The 16,564-nt window shown below is 63.8% G+C and carries 15 protein-coding genes; 6 read left to right on the top strand and 9 right to left on the bottom strand.

Features of this window, described 5'->3' with window-relative positions:
• Nucleotides 1-26: 26 nt before the first annotated feature.
• Nucleotides 27-926: a lipid A hydroxylase LpxO gene (gene lpxO, locus HP546_RS04500; protein WP_172220274.1), complete on the bottom strand. Its 900-nt coding sequence runs from the start codon at nucleotides 924-926 to the stop codon at nucleotides 27-29.
• Between the two features lie 158 nt (nucleotides 927-1,084).
• On the opposite strand from lpxO, the gene thpR reads away from it, so the two are divergent.
• Complete coding sequence (gene thpR / locus HP546_RS04495) at nucleotides 1,085-1,630, top strand: RNA 2',3'-cyclic phosphodiesterase (protein WP_172220257.1); 546 nt, start codon at nucleotides 1,085-1,087, stop codon at nucleotides 1,628-1,630.
• Between the two features lie 6 nt (nucleotides 1,631-1,636).
• Here the strand turns inward: thpR and HP546_RS04490 are convergent, their stop codons facing one another.
• From HP546_RS04490 to HP546_RS04465, 6 genes are all read right to left on the bottom strand, one after another.
• On the bottom strand, nucleotides 1,637-4,069 hold the full coding sequence (locus HP546_RS04490; protein ID WP_172220254.1) for a TonB-dependent receptor: 2,433 nt from the start codon (nucleotides 4,067-4,069) through the stop codon (nucleotides 1,637-1,639).
• Between the two features lie 93 nt (nucleotides 4,070-4,162).
• Nucleotides 4,163-5,137 carry a FecR domain-containing protein gene (locus tag HP546_RS04485; protein WP_172220252.1) on the bottom strand — a complete coding sequence of 325 codons (975 nt, stop codon included), beginning with the start codon at nucleotides 5,135-5,137 and terminating at the stop codon, nucleotides 4,163-4,165.
• Nucleotides 5,134-5,640, bottom strand: coding sequence for a sigma-70 family RNA polymerase sigma factor (locus tag HP546_RS04480; RefSeq protein ID WP_172220249.1), 507 nt, complete (start codon nucleotides 5,638-5,640; stop codon nucleotides 5,134-5,136). The genes HP546_RS04485 and HP546_RS04480 overlap by 4 nt, the downstream gene beginning before the upstream one ends.
• A gap of 103 nt (nucleotides 5,641-5,743) precedes the next feature.
• The gene (locus tag HP546_RS04475; RefSeq protein WP_172220246.1) at nucleotides 5,744-6,520 is read right to left on the bottom strand and encodes a ParA family protein; all 777 of its coding nucleotides are present in this window, start codon (nucleotides 6,518-6,520) and stop codon (nucleotides 5,744-5,746) included.
• A 96-nt stretch (nucleotides 6,521-6,616) separates the two neighbouring features.
• The gene (locus HP546_RS04470) at nucleotides 6,617-9,391 is read right to left on the bottom strand and encodes an amino acid adenylation domain-containing protein (protein WP_172220244.1); all 2,775 of its coding nucleotides are present in this window, start codon (nucleotides 9,389-9,391) and stop codon (nucleotides 6,617-6,619) included.
• A gap of 157 nt (nucleotides 9,392-9,548) precedes the next feature.
• A complete protein-coding gene (locus tag HP546_RS04465; RefSeq protein WP_172220241.1) occupies nucleotides 9,549-10,031 on the bottom strand; it encodes an Lrp/AsnC family transcriptional regulator in 483 nt (160 codons plus the stop codon).
• 123 nt (nucleotides 10,032-10,154) lie between these two features.
• Here HP546_RS04465 and HP546_RS04460 point away from each other — a divergent pair, with 123 nt between their 5' ends.
• Nucleotides 10,155-11,186 (top strand): histone deacetylase family protein, encoded by a 1,032-nt coding sequence (locus HP546_RS04460; RefSeq protein WP_172220238.1) that lies wholly within the window; start codon nucleotides 10,155-10,157, stop codon nucleotides 11,184-11,186.
• 87 nt (nucleotides 11,187-11,273) lie between these two features.
• The gene (locus HP546_RS04455) at nucleotides 11,274-12,701 is read left to right on the top strand and encodes an amino acid permease (protein WP_172220235.1); all 1,428 of its coding nucleotides are present in this window, start codon (nucleotides 11,274-11,276) and stop codon (nucleotides 12,699-12,701) included.
• A gap of 36 nt (nucleotides 12,702-12,737) precedes the next feature.
• Here the strand turns inward: HP546_RS04455 and catR are convergent, their stop codons facing one another.
• Entirely contained in the window at nucleotides 12,738-13,610 is an 873-nt protein-coding gene (gene catR, locus HP546_RS04450; protein ID WP_172220232.1) for an HTH-type transcriptional regulator CatR, read from the bottom strand.
• A gap of 134 nt (nucleotides 13,611-13,744) precedes the next feature.
• Between catR and HP546_RS04445 the strand changes: the two genes are divergently transcribed.
• The 3 genes from HP546_RS04445 to catA are packed head-to-tail and all read left to right on the top strand — an operon-like array spanning nucleotide 13,745 to nucleotide 16,157.
• The gene (locus tag HP546_RS04445; protein WP_172220229.1) at nucleotides 13,745-14,866 is read left to right on the top strand and encodes a muconate cycloisomerase family protein; all 1,122 of its coding nucleotides are present in this window, start codon (nucleotides 13,745-13,747) and stop codon (nucleotides 14,864-14,866) included.
• A gap of 21 nt (nucleotides 14,867-14,887) precedes the next feature.
• Nucleotides 14,888-15,178 (top strand): muconolactone Delta-isomerase, encoded by a 291-nt coding sequence (gene catC / locus HP546_RS04440; RefSeq protein WP_013973066.1) that lies wholly within the window; start codon nucleotides 14,888-14,890, stop codon nucleotides 15,176-15,178.
• Between the two features lie 43 nt (nucleotides 15,179-15,221).
• Nucleotides 15,222-16,157 carry a catechol 1,2-dioxygenase gene (gene catA, locus HP546_RS04435; protein ID WP_172220226.1) on the top strand — a complete coding sequence of 312 codons (936 nt, stop codon included), beginning with the start codon at nucleotides 15,222-15,224 and terminating at the stop codon, nucleotides 16,155-16,157.
• Between the two features lie 102 nt (nucleotides 16,158-16,259).
• Here catA and HP546_RS04430 read toward each other — a convergent pair.
• The coding region (locus tag HP546_RS04430; protein ID WP_218584438.1) for an FAD-binding protein at nucleotides 16,260-16,564 on the bottom strand (305 nt) is incomplete at its 5' end.

Genomic DNA, 16,564 nt, shown 5'->3' with positions numbered 1-16,564 from the left:
GTAGGCAAAACGGCCTGCGTTGCCGGTCAGATGTAGATGAACACCAGCAGCAGCGCGGCGACCACTGCCCACTTTTCCAGGTAGTAGCGTGTGCGGTTGCGCTTTTTCATCGCCTTGCCGCGCTCACGGATCTTGTAGATGCGGGTAAACAGCCGGTTGATGCCGCCGGTCTTGTCGCCGGCACCGTTGGGCGCTGCTGCGGCGGCCATGACCTTGCGGCTGAACCAGCGGTTGAACGCCGTGGCCCAGCGGTACTTGAGCGGGCGTTCGACGTCGCAGAACAGGATGATGCGGTTGTGTTCGGTGTTGTTGGCCGCGTAGTGGATATAGGTCTCGTCAAAGATCACCCCCTCGCCATCGCGCCAGGAGTACTTCTCGCCGTCAACGTCGATATAGCAGCCATCGTCGTTCGGCGTGTCCAGGCCCAGGTGGTAGCGGTACGAGCCGGCATACGGGTCACGGTGGCGCACCAGCTTGGCGCCTGGTGGCAAGGTGGCGAACATGGCGGCCTTGACCGTGCCGATGCCTTGCAGCAATTCGGTGGTACGCGGGCACAGGGCCATTGCCGACGGGTGGCTTTCGCCATACCACTTCAGGTAGAAGCGCTTCCAGCCAGTCTTGAAGAACGAGTTGAAACCGACGTCGTCGTAATTGTCGGACTTCTTGATTGCGCCCACGTGCAGCAGCTGGCGGCCCTCCTCGCGGATTTCCTGCCAGTGGTCCTGCAGCGGCTTCAGTTCGGGAAAGGCTTCGACCGGCAGGTAAGGCTTGGCCGGGTGCCTGGAAAACAGGTAAAGGAAGGCGTTGACCGGCGCCAGGAAGCTGGAGTGGTCACCCAGTTGGCGGGTCAGCTTGTGACGCACCCGGCCGCGCAGGTGAACATAGGCGATCGAGAAAACGAAGATAAGTACGAGTGCAATTTTCATGGACGTTTACTTGTCGAAAAATGGCCATGCGCCATGGCATAAGCCCGCCAGCATAAACAATCATGGGGGCAGTTTGTACTTATTGTTACGAAAGTGCGGGGCGACTTAGGTGTAATGCCCTACAGTCTTGCGCAAACGATTCATGTACGGGAGTTCACATGGTTCAGGATGTCCGCCCCAGCGGCGCCCCCTTCAAGCGGCTGTTTTTTGCCTTGCCGGTCAGTGATGCCCAGCGCCGTGCGCTTGCCGACTGGCGGCGCAGCCTGGGTATGCGCAGCGGCAAGCCGGTAGCGGCCGCCAATTTCCACGTGACCCTGCTGTTTCTCGGCGATGTGGATGCCGCCCAGGTGCCAGCGATATGCGCTGCGGTCGACCAGTTGGCGCTGCCGGCCAAGCCCCCCCGGCTGCTGCTCGACCGTTTGCAGGTGTGGCAGCGGGCCAGCGCCCTGGTGCTGGAGGCGCAGCAGGTACCACCGGCCCTGCTGCAACTGGTCTACGCCCTGCAGCAGGCCTTGCTACCGTTGGGCGTGCAACCGGCCAGCCGTGAATACCGCCCGCACCTCACGCTTTCCCGGGACTACCACGGCCAGCCGCCAGAGGCTGCTAGCGCGCCGGAGTTCTACCTCGCGGCCCGCCATTTCACCCTGTACGAGTCGCGCAAGGGCGCGTACTGGCCGCTGGCGCAATGGCCGCTGTCGGACTGAACCCGGTCAGAGTTCCGGGGTGTACTTCACCGTCAGCAGGAAGTTGCGCGGCTCGCCCCAATTGTTGCTGCCATTAAGCTGGTTGAACCCGGCAACCCAGTACTTCTTGTCAAACAGGTTGTTGGCGTTGACGGCAACGTTCACTTCCGGGGTCAGCTGATAGGCCAGCCGCGCGCTCCATACGGTATACCCGGGCACGGTATAGGTGCGCTCGTAGCCCAGGGTGTGGCTCTGGGTGGTGAAACCAAGGCCGGTGCTCCAGCGCTGGCCGTCCAGCGGCAGGGTGTAGTCGGCCCAGGCGCGCAGCATGTGCTTGGGTGTCCACTGGCTGAACGTGCGGCCTTCGTTCTCCGGGTCATCGAGGAACTTGGTGGTGTTGTAGGTGTAACCGGCAAACAGTTGCAGGCCGCTCAGCACTTCGCCGCTGATCTCGGCTTCGACGCCCTGGCTGCGCACCTTGCCGGCAGCGGTGGAGCAGTACCAGTCATCGCAGGCGAAGCCCGACGCCACATCGGTGACCGCGCGGTTTTCCTGGTCATAACGGAACAGCGCCAGCGACGCATTGACCCGGCCATCGAGCAGCTCGCCTTTCAGGCCTGTTTCATAGTTGCTACCAATTACCGGTTTGAGTGGCGTATTGCCCACGGCGCGTTCGGTCTGCGGGACGAACACGTCGGTGTAGCTGGCGTACCAAGCCCATTCGCGCGTCAGGTCATAAACGAACCCGGCATACGGCGTGACTTGCCCCGATTCGGTCATGCGGCTGGTCGGGTAACGGGTACCTGGGTCGCTCAGGCTGTCGAAGTCGATCGAGTCCCAGCGGTAGTCGAACCAGCTCACGCGCGAGCCCAGAATCAACGTCAGGTCCTGGGTCGGTTTGACGCGCCAGGCGCCATACAGGCCTTTCTGGCGAATGTCGTAGCTGGCCCGGTTGGAACGTGCAAGGTCGCCGTCGAAGACGCTGTCCCGGCTGGGCTCGGGGCGGTCATGATCGATATCGAAGATGTTGCCGCCGGCGTCGAAGTTGCGCCAGTAGGCGTCGTCCGAGGTCAGTTTGGCGTAGTTGCCGCCCACGGTGATCTCATGGGCCAGGGGGCCAGTGTCGAAGTGGCCGACCACGTTCATGTCCAGGCCCAGCTTGGTCGAGTGAAAATCGGTGAGCCAGTCGGCGTAGGTGATGCCGCTGCCATCTGCTGCAACGCCTTGGCCGGTGCTTTGCACGCGCTGGTGGGTGGACGTGTTGGTTTCATCCATGCGCACGGCAGCAGCCTTGAAGGCCCAGTCATCGTTGAAGCGGTGTTCGAGGTCCAGGTAGTAGGTGGTGACGTCGTTTTCTGCACGGCTCCAGCGGGCCCCGGTATAAGTCGACCGAGGCAGTTCAACCGCCTTGCCACTGGCGTAGCGTGGAATGCCGCGCAGCATCGGCCTGGACTGCTGGCGGCTGTAACTGATACCGCCGCCTACGGTGGTTGCGTCGCTGAGGTCGATGTCCAGTGCCCCATACAGCGAATGGTTCTTGCTCCAGACATAATCGATGAAACTGTCGCTCTGGTCTTCGTCCGCGACAACCCGTCCGCGCACCCGGCCATCGCTGGTCAGCGGGCCGCCGGCATCCACTTGCAGGCCGTAGTGGTCCCAGGAGCCGGCTTTACCCGTCAGCGTAACTGTCGGCGCCGCCTGGCCACGCTTGCGCACCAGGTTGATCGCGCCGCCCGGGCTGCCGGTGCCTTGCAGCAGGCCGGAGGCACCGCGTAACACTTCGACGCGGTCGAAAAACACCAGGTCTTGCGTCGCCCAGTTGCCCAGCGAGTAGTTGTTGCGCTGGATCGGCACGCCATCGTACTGCCAGTCATCGATCTGGAAACCGCGCGAGGTCACCACCACGCCAGGGCCGATGCCTTGTGCGCCGACGATGCCGGTGGTGTGGTTGAGCGCGTCCTGCAGGTCGGTGATGCCCTGGTCGTCCAGTTGCTTGCGGGTGATGACGGTGACGGACTGGGGGATTTCCTTGAGGGTATGGGTGCCTTTGCCGAGGGTGACGGCGCGGGCGGCATACGAGCCGCTGCCCTCGCTGGTGGCATTCAGGTAATTGTCGGTGATGCTGGTGCTGCCCAGCTCCATGACATCGCCCCCCAGGCTGGCGGGCGCCACACTGAAATGCCCGTCGGCGGACACCCGCAACGCCAGGCCACTGCCGGCCAGGGCAGCTTGCATCGCCTGTTCGGCGCTCATCTGGCCGACCACGGCAGGCGCCTGCTTGCCGCGCACCAGCCCAGGCTCCAGGGCGATGATGTGGCCGCTTTGGCTGGCAATCCGGTTGAGCGTATGCGCCAGGCTGGCGGCTGGCAGGTCGAACGCCAGGGTTTGCGCCTGGGCGAGCACGTTGAAGCTGGTCACGGCGGCGACGAGGGGCAGGGCGCGGGGCCAAGGGTTGTACACGGATTACTCCCGAATGAGATGGCTGTCAGGAGGTATGTGGGACGAGCGCGGAAAACTTGCCAGAAATGCGAATGATTTTTACAAATATTTGCATCAGGCGGTTTTCAGGTCGATCAGCATCAGCCACGGGCCGAAGTGCTCGACCTTGATTGGCAGCGCTTCGGCCAACGCCGCCAATGCCTGCAGGGGCTGATCCAGCGCAAATACGCCCTGTACCCGCAGATCTCGCGCTGCCGGGGCCAGCCGGATGTAGCCACGCTGGTAGGGGCGCAACGCGTCGATCACGCTATGCAACGGCTGGTCGAGTACCTCAAGCCGACCCTCCAGCCAGGCAGCGCGCTGCTGCTGTTCGTCGGTCAGGCGCTCGATGTGGTGACCCTGCAGCAGGGCTGCCTGACCCTGCTGCAACTCGGTTGACTGGCCATCGACCAGGCTGACGCGGACACTGTGCTGCAGCACCACCACCCGGGTGGCGGCATCTTCCTGGCTGACCAGAAAGCGCGTCCCCAGCGCCTGCACCTGCCCCTGCGCCGTGCGCACCCGCAGCGGCCGCTGCCGGTCGCGCGCGACCTGGATCTGCAGCTCGCCGTGACGCAACACCAGCAGCCGTTGCCCGGCATCGAACTGCACGTCGACTGCGCTGGCGCTGTTCAGGCTCAGGCGGCTGCCATCGGAGAGGGTAAAGCTGCGCCGTTCCCCGCGGGCAGTATGCAGGTCGGCCAGCCAGCCCTGCGCCGTGTCGCTGCGCCAGCCGCCCCACAGGGCAGAGCCAAACAGGCCCAGGCTGGCCATGGCTCCGAGTACCTCACGCCGCGACCGGGTCGGCTGCAACAGCAAGCGGCGCGCCTCTGCGGCCTGGCCGGGGGCCCGTTGGTTGAGCCCGTGCAAGGCGGCTAGCGGCTGGCCAAGGCGCTGTTCCAGGCGGTTCCAGGCTTGTTGGTGAGCCGGGTCCTGCTGCAGCCACTGCCTGACGCGCTGCAGCAGGGCGTCGTCAGGCGTGGCGGCCCTGAGTGCAACCATCCAGTCGATGGCCTGCTCGCCGACGCGGTCCAGGGCGGGTCGGCTCATGGCTGCATCTCGCTCAGGTAGCATTGGCGCAACGCCTGCTTCATGTAGCGACTCACAGAGCGTTCGCTGATCTGCAGTTTGACGGCGATGTCGGCGTAGTTCATGCCGTCGAGCTGGCTATAAAGGAAGGTGGCCTTGACCGCCGCTGGCAAGCCGTCCAGCACTTGGTCGATGGTCACCAGGGCCTCGATCAACAGCAGTTGTTCCTCGACCGAGGGCGCTACCGCTTCAGGCAGCCGTGCCAGGTGCTCGAGGTAGGCTTGCTCGAGCTGGCGGCGGCGATGGCGGTCGAAGATCAACCGGCGGGCGATGACGGTGAGGTAGGCACGCGGTTGCTGGATGCTGTCCGGGTCGACCCGTGCCCCGAGCATCTGGCAGAACGTTTCGGCAGCGGTGTCCTCGGCGTCGGCGTGGTTGCGCAGGCGTTTGTGGATGTGCTGCAGCAACCAGCGATGGTGGTCGCTGAAGAAAAAGCCCAGTTTACGGGTCGAGGTGCTGTCCAACGCCTGGCATCCGGTTGTGAGTGTGAATCGTTCTCAATGGTAGCCGGGTCGTCTGTTTTCCCGCAATGGGGTGATCTGCATATCCCTGGTCGCTCAGCTGCTGTCAGGCCGCGCGCTCCAGCGCATCCAGCAGGTCGACAAACTCCAGCGCCAGCTTGTGCCGGGGCGCCAGGTGCACCAGGGGGACCGAGGCCTGGTGTGATTCACGCATCTTGATCGAGCTGCTCAGGTACACCGGCAGTACCGGCAGGCCTTCGCTGCGCAACTGCTCGATCAGGGTCTGGTGCAGCGCGGTGCGCCCGGCAAACTGGTTGACCACCACGCCCTCGACTTGCAAGGCCGGGTTATGGTCCTGGCGCAGCTCCTCGACCTCGGCCATGACGCTGTGCAAGGCCTGGCGCGAGAAGCTGTCACAGTCGAACGGAATCAGCAGGCGCTCGGCTGCCACCAGGGCGCTGAAGGTGTAGAAATTGAGCGCGGGCGGGGTGTCGATGTAGATCCGCTCGTAGTCCTCGCCCAGCTCAACCAGCAGCTTGCGCAGCTTGTTGATCTTGAACTTGCTCTCCAGCTTGCTCTGCAGGTCGCTGAGGTTGGGGCTGGCGGTGACCAGGTGCAGGTTGCTGTAGCGGGTTTCGGTAATTGCCACGCGGTGCTTCTTGCCGGCGGCGGTGACCGGCGACAAGGTCTGGCGGAAGAAGTCGGCGATGCCGGCAGGGATGGCGTCATTGACCAGGCCGGTCAGGTAGTAGGTGGCATTGGCCTGCGGGTCGAGGTCGACCAACAGGGTGCGGTAGCCCTCGGCGGCACTGGCGGCGGCGAGGTTGCAGGCGATACTGGATTTGCCCACGCCACCCTTCTGATTGAAAACCACACGACGCATGAGACGTTCTTCCATGAAATAAAAATGTCAGGTTGGGGTCAATCCTATGACGGCAACACGACAGTTTTATGACAAGGTTTGTTACAACCCGCCTTTTCAGCGTACTTCCGGCTTTACAATCACGGCTCCTGTGCCGGCGGCCTGCTTGCGCGTGCTCCAGCGCGTCAGCAGCCGGCGCGTCAGGGCATTCCAGCAGTAGCTCACCAGCACCCCGCCGGTGACGGCCAAGGCCACCTCGAACAGCGGATGATGGTAGAAGCGGTTTGCCAGCGACTGGAACTGGAAATGCGTCAGGTAGATATACAAGGTTGACGAGGCGATCACGGCGCCGGCCCTTGCCACCAGCGCGGGCACCGGCACCGAGCGGAACCAGATAAGCGCCAGCATCGCTGGCAGGGCGATGTCGACATATAGGGTGAAGGCCTCCCAGCCCACGCCGGCAATCGCCATCAGGTCAAGCTCGCCGACCACCAGCACGGCAACCGCGCTGGCCACCCATTTGCGCGCGGTGGTGGTGGCATGGTGCACGGCCATGCCCAGCAGCATCACTGCCAGGAAGTGTTGCGGTACCCGATTGAGCAAGGCGCCGGCGTCGAACACGAAACGGTTCAGCAGGACATCCAGCGCCACCATGGCGCAGCTGGCAATGATCAGGCAACGGAACGGGTCGGCAGCGAGCACCTGGCGCACCCGCCTGATCGACAGCAGCAGGCCGATCACCAGGAGCATCTGCACCAGTACTTCGATGTACCAGTAGTTGAACAGGTTGACCTCGCTGGCCGGAAACCAGTTGGACACCAGCAGCAGTGATTGCCAGTGCAGCCGGTCGAACAGCAGCTGCACCAGGGCGGTGTACAACAGGGTCGGCACCACGATGGCCGCCAGCGACGGCAGCAGTGTGCGCGCATCGCCACGCGTTTCGATGGCCTGCAACTGAAACCGGGCCAGGCTGATGCCGGAGACCAGGAACAGCACCGAGGTTTCGCCAACGATCAGCCAGTGGTCGAATTCGCTCATGTGCCCGACCACAATCAGCAGGATGGCGAGCATGCGCACGAATACCGGCATTTCCATCACCCGCCATGCGCCCTTGGCTGGCGCACTCAGTTCGGCCAGCTGGTTCACCGGCAGGGTTTCCCAGCGCTCCGGCAGGTGGCCGATCAGCTCCTCCAGCACCCGTGAGGCCTGCACGAACGACAGCGAATCGCCGCCCAGCTCGACAAAGCTCAACCTGGCGTCCAGGTGCGTTACCTGAAGGATCCGCGCCCAAGCTGTGCTGAGCTTCTCGGCGACCGGCGACAAGGGTTGCTCGGCGCTTTGCGCGAATGGCACCGGCAGGGCGCGTTTGTCGACCTTGCCGTTGGGGGTGAGGGGGATGGCAGGCAGGAATACGAACAGTGCCGGCACCATGTAGTCCGGCAACTGGCCGCTCAGCGCCCGGCGCAGCTTTTCAGCTGTAACAGGCGATGTCGCCACGCAATAGGCCACCAGCCGGGTCGCCGCACTGTCGTGGTTGGCCACTACCACGCATTGGCTGATGTGCGGGTGACGGCCGATGGCGTTCTCGATTTCCGCCAGTTCGATGCGATGGCCGCGGATCTTTACCTGGGTGTCTACGCGCCCCAGGAAGCTGGCGCTGCCATCGGCCAGGTAGGTGCCCAGGTCGCCGGTGCGATAACAGCGGTCGTCCGGGTTGTCGGTGAACGGGTTGGCAATGAACTTGGCTGCGGTCAACTCCGGGTCGCCCCAGTAGCCATGCGACAGGTAAGGGCTGCGGATCAGGATTTCACCGGTTTCACCCTCGCTGGCCAGTTGCTGGGCCGGGTTGACGATCAGCAACTGGGCATCGGCGATGCCTTTGCCCAAGGGCACCTTGGCAATGTCGGTGGCCGGATCGAGCCTGTGGAAGGCCATTGCTTGCGGTGTTTCGGTGGTGCCATAGAAGTTGACGTTGCTGGCATTCGGCCCGATGGCGCGGACTTGCCGGTACAGCGCCGGGCTGAGCGCATCGCCACCCCAGAACAGCCAACGCAGTTGCTCGAACACCAGGCCATTGAGCCGCGCACCGGTTTCGATCAGCTTGCCCAGCGGCGGGGTCAGGTGGATAACGCTTACGCCGTGCCGGTGAATCCAGCTGGCCAGTTGCGAAGGGTCGGTCAGGGTCGGCTGGGTAGGGCAGGCGATGGTCGCGCCAATCGAAAGGGGCGTGAACACATCGCGGTAGACCGGGTCGTGGCCCAGGCCGGAGAGCAACGAGAAGGTGTCGGCCGGGGTAAAACCGTGCTGGCGTACATGCCAATCGATGAAGTGCACCAGCGGCGCGTGATGGGTGACGATACCCTTGGGCTCGCCGGTGCTGCCCGAAGTAAAGGTGATGTATGCCGGCTGCTCGGGCTCTATCGGCGGCAGCGGGGCTTGCTGGCAGGGGAACGCCTGCAGTGCCTCGGCAGGCCCTTCTGGCACTGCAACGGCAAGGGGGTGGTCGGCGTCGATTGTAGCGTCACCACAACCCAGCACCACGGCCGGCGTCAGGGTGCGGACGATCTGCTGTATGCGCGCGGCGGGGTAGGCGGCATCTGCCACGCTGAACGCCAGCCCGGCGCGCAGGCAGCCGAGCATGGCATAAATCAGGGCGGGGCTGCGGTTGGAGACGATGAGCACACGATCGGCGCTGCTGGCCGCGGTTGCCAGCAGAAAGGCGGCAATGCCCCGGCTGACCTGCTCCAGCTGGGCGTAGCTGCAGGTGGTGTGCTGGGCAATGATGGCGGTGGCATCCGGGCAGCGGCTCGCCTGCTTTAGAAAAGCGTGGAAAATCGGCTGCTCGGCACGGTACTCCAGGCACAGCGTCGGGTTCGGGCGCAGGTCCGGCATGATGGGTGAAGGCTCCGCATGAACGTAGGGGCTGGCTGGTAGCACAACGCTAGTGCAGGGTCGCCGATGGCGCCAATCGCAGTGTCCGCCTTGCGATAGCCGGGGGCGCTGCGCCCCTTTCGCGACGCAAGGCCGCTCCAACATCAGCGTCAGCCTTTCAGGGTACGGGTATCCGCGACACCGCCTTCACTTCGCGCAGGGCCAGGCTCGACTGAATCGAGGCGATGCCCGGCTGGCGGCGCAACACGTCCTCGACAAATCGGCCATAGCTCTCCAGGTCACTTGCCAGCACCGTCAGCACATAGTCGGCCTCACCAGTCACCTTGTGGCACGAGAGCACCTGCGGCAGCTTGAGGATCACCTGCTCGAATTCGTCCGGCGCCTCGGCCGAGTGGTTGCCAAAGCGCACCTGGGCAAACGCCATCACGTCGTAGCCCAGCTTGCGGCGGTCGAGATTGGCCTGGTAGTCCTTGATGATGCCCAGCTCTTCCAGCCGCTTGCGCCGGCGCCAGCAGGGCGTCACGGTCATCGACAGGCGCTCGCCCAAGGCCGCGCTGGACAGGGTGCCGTCTTCCTGCAACAGGCGCAGCAGTTCGCGGTCGGTCTCGTCCAGCTGTTCGATAGCAAAGGCTTTGCTCATGAATGCACAATCCAGTGAATGTTTTGCTCAAGCATCCGGTTTGGCTGAGCATAAAGCAAAGCATTTTCAGCACTCTCTCGCGAAAATTGGTTATCCGCCAACCCCTTGGAAAAGGACATTCGCGTGCTCACTGTCTTCAGCAACAACCACCGCTTGCACCATGGCTCGGAACTCAAGGACGGGGCGATCACACCCTCGTTCGAAAACCCCCGGCGAGCCGACACCGTGCTGGCGCGGGTGCAAAGCAGCGGCCTGGGCGATGTGATTGCCGAACAGGCCTTCGACCGCGCCTGTTATGTGGCAGCGCACAGCGAGCGCTATGTAAGCTTTGTGGAAAACGCCTGGAGCGAATGGGCCGCCACCGGCAAGACCCACGATGCCCTGCCGTTGGTGTGGCCGGTACGTGACCTGGCCATTGACCGCGAGCCGGGATTCATCGACGGCAAGCTGGGCTTCTACGCCATGGACGCCGGGGCGCCGATCACCTCTGGCACCTGGGAGGCGGTGCGCAGCAGCGCCAACGTCGCCCTGACCGGCATGCAACGCATCCTCGACGGCGCCGACAGTGCGTTTGCCCTGTGCCGCCCGCCGGGGCACCATGCCGCCCGCGAATACATGGGTGGTTACTGCTACCTGAACAACGCCGCCATCGCCGCCGAGCGCTGCCTGGGCCAGGGCGCCAAGCGCGTTGCCGTGCTGGATGTGGACTTCCACCACGGCAACGGCACGCAGAACATCTTCTACGATCGCCCTGATGTGTTCTTCGCCTCCCTGCATGGCGACCCGCATGTTTCCTACCCGTACTTCTCCGGCTATGCCCATGAGCGCGGCGCGGGCGCGGGTGAAGGTTTCAACGCCAACTACCCGCTGGGCAAAGGCACGGTCTGGGCGCAGTACCAGCCAGCCCTGCAGGACGCACTCAAGCGCATCGTCGCGCACCAGCCCGAATTCCTGGTGGTGTCGCTGGGTGTCGACACCTTCGAGGACGACCCGATCAGCCACTTCAAGCTCACCAGCGAAGACTTCCTGCGCATGGGCGCCGAAATCGCCAGCGCCGGTATCCCGACCCTGTTCGTGATGGAAGGCGGCTACATGGTCGATGAAATCGGCATCAATGCCGTGAACACCCTGCAAGGTTTCGAAGCCGCACGCTGACCCGCGCCACACACCGTGGCCAGGCCTTACATGGGCCTGGCCCGGCGCACCACGACTAGCCAGACCAACAATAACAAGAGGTCGCCCATGCAAGACATGTCCGCAAGCCTTGAGCAAAGCAAACCGGCAGAGCCCGCCCGTGACGGGCACCTGCAACGCACGCTGGAAAACCGCCATATCCAGCTGATTTCCATCGGTGGCGCCATCGGCACCGGCCTGTTCATGGGCTCGGGCAAGGTGATAGCGCTGTCCGGCACCTCGATCCTGCTGGTGTATGCCATTCTCGGGTTCTTTGTGTTTTTCGTCATGCGCGCCATGGGCGAACTGCTGTTGTCCGATCTGCGCTTCAAGTCGTTCGCCGACATCGTCGCCCATTACCTGGGCCCGCGTGCCGGCTTTGTGCTGAGCTGGTCGTACTGGCTGAGCTGGAGCGTGGCGGTGGTGGGCGACGTGGTGGTGGTCTCCGGGTTTTTCCAGTACTGGTACCCCGATGCACCGGCCTGGCTGCCGGCGTTCTTCACCCTGTTCGTGTTGCTGGGGCTGAACATGCTGGCGGTGCGCATTTTTGGCGAGGTGGAGTTCTGGTTCGGCATCATCAAGATCGTCGCCATCGTCCTGCTGATCATCACGGCGGCGGTGATGATCGCCACCTCCTATACCTCGCCCAATGGCGTAGTCGCCTCGCTGTCCAACGTGGTTGCGCCCGGTGCGGTGCTGCCGCATGGCATCAGCGGCTTCTTTGCCGGTTTCCAGATTGCCGTGTTCTCCTTTGCTGGCACCGAGTTGATCGGCACCACTGCCGCAGAAGCGAAAAACCCGCATCGCTCGCTGCCCAAGGCCATCAACACCATTCCCCTGCGTATCCTGTTGTTCTACATCCTGGCGCTGGTATGCATCATCAGCGTGGTGTCCTGGGCCGAAGTGCCGGCCAACCGCAGCCCGTTCGTGGAACTGTTCCTGCTGGCCGGCTTCCCGGCAGCGGCTGGCATGATCAACTTCGTGGTGCTGACGTCGGCGGCCTCGTCGGCCAACAGCGGGGTGTATTCGGGTTGCCGGATGCTGTTCGGGCTGGCGGAGCGGCGTAACGCACCGGCCATCTTCGCCCGGCTGTCGAGGCTCAGCGTACCGCTGTACAGCCTGCTGTTTTCGGGAGTGTGCATGCTGATCGGGTTGAGCCTCTTGTTCATCATTCCCGAAGTGATGACCGTGTTCACCTTGATATCGACCGTTTCGGCGATTCTGGTGATTTTTACCTGGTCGATGATCCTGGCAGCGTACATTGCCTACCGCAAACGCAACCCGGCTGCGCACCAGGCCTCGTTGTTCAAGCTGCCGGGCGGGGTGCCGATGGCGGTGACTACCCTTGGCTTCCTCGGCTTTGTGCTGGTGTTGCTGGCGCTGCAGCCGGATACCCGGCTGGCGTTGTGCGTGATGCCGTTGTGGTTTGTGTTTCTGCTGCTGGCTTACCGGCGGCGTACACCTGTCAGCCCTGATGCAATTCACCAAAAATCATGAAATCCCCCAAAGACCCCTGCCACTGGCGGGGTCTGCTCATCCAGCCTGCTGCGCAATCAATGCCAGGCAGCGCTGAACGATCGGGCTCACATCCCCCTTGCGCCGGCTGAGGATGATCGGGCTGACCGCGCCACTGTCCAGCAAGCCTGCATACTCGATATCGGTGCGATGCTGCTGCTGCACCGACGCCGGCACCAGGGTCACGCCCACCCCGACTGCCACCAGGCCGATAGCGGTCTGCAACTCATTGGCCCACTGGCTGACGCGAATGCTCATGCCATGGTGAGCGAACAGCCCCAGCACATGGTCGGCATAGCTGGGCCGGGGGTTGGCAGGGTAGAGGATGAACGCTTCCCCGGCCAGCTGGGCAAGGCTGAGCGGGTTGCCCGCCAACGGGTGCCCCTTGGGCAGTACCGCAACCAATGGGTCTTCGCACAGCACCTGCTGGTGAATGGCCGGGTCGTCGATGCGAATGCGTCCGAAGGCAATGTCGATGCGCCCGCTTTTCAGCGCTTCCACCTGCTGCAAGGTGGTCATCTCGTTAAGGCCCAGCTCCAGCTCGCTGTCCTGGCGCAGCTCGCGGATCAGCTCTGGCAGCACGGCGTACAGGGTCGAAGGGGCAAAGCCGATGCCCAGCCACTGGCGCTGGCCCTGGCCGATGCGGCGAGTGTTGTCGCTGATGTTCTGCAACTGCTGCAGCACGGTGCAGGTCTGCTCATAGAAAAAGCGGCCAGCCTCGGTCAGCCGCAGCGGGCGCTCGCGCACCACCAGCAGCGTGCCGAGCTGGTCCTCGAGCTGGCTGATCTGCCGGCTCAGCGGCGGCTGGGCAATGTGCAGCAACTCGGCGGCGCGGGTGAAGTTCAGGGTTTCGGCCAGAACCTTGAAGTAACGCAGGTGGCGCAGTTCCATCAGACCTCCAGGGTATGGTGGGAGATTCATTTGATATTGGACTGCTTCAGGGTCTCGCGCAATCCTTGACCAATCAAGTAAATGCACCATTCGGGCCTGCTGCTGGCAGCCCGACCTGACGGGACCTGGCAACAATGACAAGCGCGTTGATTGAACGTATCGAGGCAATTATCGTCGACCTGCCGACCATTCGCCCACACAAACTGGCGATGCACACCATGCAGCAGCAGACCCTGGTGGTATTGCGCGTACGCTGCAGCGATGGCGTGGAAGGCATTGGCGAGGCCACCACCATCGGCGGCCTGGCCTACGGCTACGAAAGCCCCGAAGGTATCAAGGCCAATATCGAGGCACACCTGGCCCCCGTGCTGATCGGCCTGCCGGCAGACAACATCAACGCGGCCATGCTCAAGCTGGACAAGCTGGCCAAGGGCAACACCTTTGCCAAGTCGGGTATCGAAAGCGCCTTGCTCGACGCCCAAGGCAAGCGCCTGGGCCTGCCGGTGAGTGAACTGCTGGGCGGGCGCGTGCGCGACAGCCTGGAAGTGGCCTGGACCCTGGCCAGCGGCGACACCGCCCGCGATATCGCCGAAGCCCAGCACATGCTGGAAATTCGCCGCCACCGCGTATTCAAACTGAAGATCGGCGCCAACCCGGTGGAGCAGGACCTCAAGCACGTGGTGGCGATCAAGCGTGAACTGGGCAACAGCGCCAGTGTGCGCGTCGACGTCAACCAGTACTGGGACGAGTCCCAGGCCCTGCGCGCCTGCCAGGTGCTTGGCGACAATGGCATCGACCTGATCGAACAACCGATTTCACGTATCAACCGCGGCGGCCAGGTGCGCCTGAACCAGCGCAGCCCGGCGCCGATCATGGCGGATGAGTCGATCGAAAGCGTCGAAGACGCCTTCAGCCTGGCCGCTGACGGCGCGGCCAGCATCTTTGCCCTGAAAATCGCCAAGAACGGTGGTCCGCGTGCCGTGCTGCGCACCGCCCAAATCGCCGAGGCGGCCGGTATCGCCTTGTATGGCGGGACCATGCTCGAAGGCTCGATCGGCACCCTGGCTTCGGCCCATGCCTTCCTCACCCTGCGCCAGCTGACCTGGGGCACCGAGCTGTTCGGGCCGCTGCTGCTGACCGAAGAAATCGTCAACGAGCCGCCCCAATACCACGACTTTCAGCTGCACATCCCCCGTACCCCAGGCCTGGGCCTGACCCTGGACGAACAGCGCCTGGCGCGCTTCGCCCGCCGCTGATTCAATAGCAAGGAGACAATCATGCTGTTCCACGTGAAGATGACCGTGAAACTGCCGGTCGACATGGACCCGGCCAAGGCCGCCCGGCTCAAGGCCGACGAAAAGGAACTGGCCCAGCGCCTGCAGCGCGAAGGCACCTGGCGACACCTGTGGCGCATCGCCGGCCACTACGCCAACTACAGCGTGTTCGACGTGCCCAGCGTCGAAGCGCTGCACGATACCCTGATGCAGCTGCCGCTGTTCCCGTACATGGACATCGAGGTCGACGGCCTGTGCCGGCACCCCTCGTCGATCCACAGCGACGACCGCTGAGACGCACCTGTCGACCCGACAAGAACAATATGAGGTAAGCGCGATGACCGTGAAAATTTCCCACACTGCCGACATTCAAGCCTTCTTCAACGAAGTGGCTGGCCTGGACCACACCGAAGGCAGCCCGCGTTTCAAGCAGATCATCCTGCGTGTGCTGCAGGACACCGCGCGCCTGGTCGAAGACCTGGAAATCACCGAGGACGAGTTCTGGCAGGCCGTTGATTACCTCAACCGCCTGGGTGGCCGCAACGAAGCCGGCCTGCTGGCCGCCGGCCTGGGCATCGAGCATTTCCTCGACCTGCTGCAGGACGCCAAGGATGCAGAAGCCGGCCTGAGCGGCGGTACCCCACGCACCATCGAGGGCCCGCTGTACGTTGCCGGGGCGCCGCTGGCGCAAGGCGAGGTACGCATGGACGACGGCACCGACCCGGGCGTGGTGATGTTCCTGCAGGGGCAGGTGTTCGATGCCGATGGCAAGCCACTGGCCGGCGCTACCGTTGACCTGTGGCACGCCAATACCCAGGGCACCTATTCGTACTTTGACTCGACCCAGTCCGAGTACAACTTGCGCCGGCGCACCATCACTGACGCCGAAGGCCGCTACCGTGCGCGCTCGATCGTGCCGTCGGGGTATGGCTGCGACCCGCAGGGTCCAACCCAGGAATGCCTGGACCTGCTCGGCCGCCACGGCCAGCGCCCGGCGCATGTGCATTTCTTCATCTCGGCGCCGGGGCACCGCCACCTGACCACGCAGATCAACTTCGCCGGTGACCAGTACCTGTGGGACGACTTTGCCTACGCCACCCGCGACGGACTGATCGGCGACCTGCGCTTTATCGAGGACGCGGCGGCAGCGCATGACCGCGGCGTGCAAGGCGAGCGTTTTGCCGAGCTGGCGTTCGACTTCCATCTGCAGGCAGCCCAGGCGCCGGACGCCGAAGCGCGCAGCCACCGCCCACGTGCGTTGCAGGATGCCTGAACGCTACGGCAGCGCCTGCGTATGACCTGACTGCGAGTTGGTTTTTGCCTGGGCCTTTCCGTGCGGGGAGGGCCTGGGTTTTTTGTCGTCTGGGCTGTACGTTCAGAGCTGTTGTTGCAGCTCCGGCACGGCCTCGAACAGGTCAGCGACCAGACCGTAGTCGGCTACCTGGAAGATCGGCGCTTCTTCGTCCTTGTTGATCGCAACAATCACCTTGGAGTCCTTCATGCCGGCCAGGTGCTGGATCGCGCCGGAGATACCGACGGCGATGTACAGCTGTGGGGCCACGATCTTGCCGGTCTGGCCGACCTGCATATCGTTGGGCACAAAGCCTGCGTCGACCGCAGCGCGCGAGGCACCGACGGCAGCGCCGAGCTTGTCGGCCAGGCTGTACAGGTGCTTGAAGT

The sequence above is a fragment of the Pseudomonas sp. CM25 genome (assembly GCF_013179705.1).
Classification (GTDB): domain Bacteria; phylum Pseudomonadota; class Gammaproteobacteria; order Pseudomonadales; family Pseudomonadaceae; genus Aquipseudomonas.
The sequence above is the reverse complement of the archived record's forward strand: the minus strand, read 5'-3'. Positions and strand labels throughout refer to the sequence as shown.

What these genes read in the sequence shown, in the direction of transcription:
- HP546_RS04455 (WP_172220235.1), top strand. Translation starts at nt 11,274, where the DNA reads ATGCAAGACATGTCCGCAAGCCTTGAGCAAAGCAAACCGGCAGAGCCC.
- catC (WP_013973066.1), top strand. Translation starts at nt 14,888, where the DNA reads ATGCTGTTCCACGTGAAGATGACCGTGAAACTGCCGGTCGACATGGAC.
- HP546_RS04485 (WP_172220252.1), bottom strand. Translation starts at nt 5,137, where the DNA reads ATGAGCCGACCCGCCCTGGACCGCGTCGGCGAGCAGGCCATCGACTGG.
- thpR (WP_172220257.1), top strand. Translation starts at nt 1,085, where the DNA reads ATGGTTCAGGATGTCCGCCCCAGCGGCGCCCCCTTCAAGCGGCTGTTT.
- HP546_RS04445 (WP_172220229.1), top strand. Translation starts at nt 13,745, where the DNA reads ATGACAAGCGCGTTGATTGAACGTATCGAGGCAATTATCGTCGACCTG.
- HP546_RS04470 (WP_172220244.1), bottom strand. Translation starts at nt 9,391, where the DNA reads ATGCCGGACCTGCGCCCGAACCCGACGCTGTGCCTGGAGTACCGTGCC.
- lpxO (WP_172220274.1), bottom strand. Translation starts at nt 926, where the DNA reads ATGAAAATTGCACTCGTACTTATCTTCGTTTTCTCGATCGCCTATGTT.
- catA (WP_172220226.1), top strand. Translation starts at nt 15,222, where the DNA reads ATGACCGTGAAAATTTCCCACACTGCCGACATTCAAGCCTTCTTCAAC.
- HP546_RS04475 (WP_172220246.1), bottom strand. Translation starts at nt 6,520, where the DNA reads ATGCGTCGTGTGGTTTTCAATCAGAAGGGTGGCGTGGGCAAATCCAGT.
- catR (WP_172220232.1), bottom strand. Translation starts at nt 13,610, where the DNA reads ATGGAACTGCGCCACCTGCGTTACTTCAAGGTTCTGGCCGAAACCCTG.
- HP546_RS04465 (WP_172220241.1), bottom strand. Translation starts at nt 10,031, where the DNA reads ATGAGCAAAGCCTTTGCTATCGAACAGCTGGACGAGACCGACCGCGAA.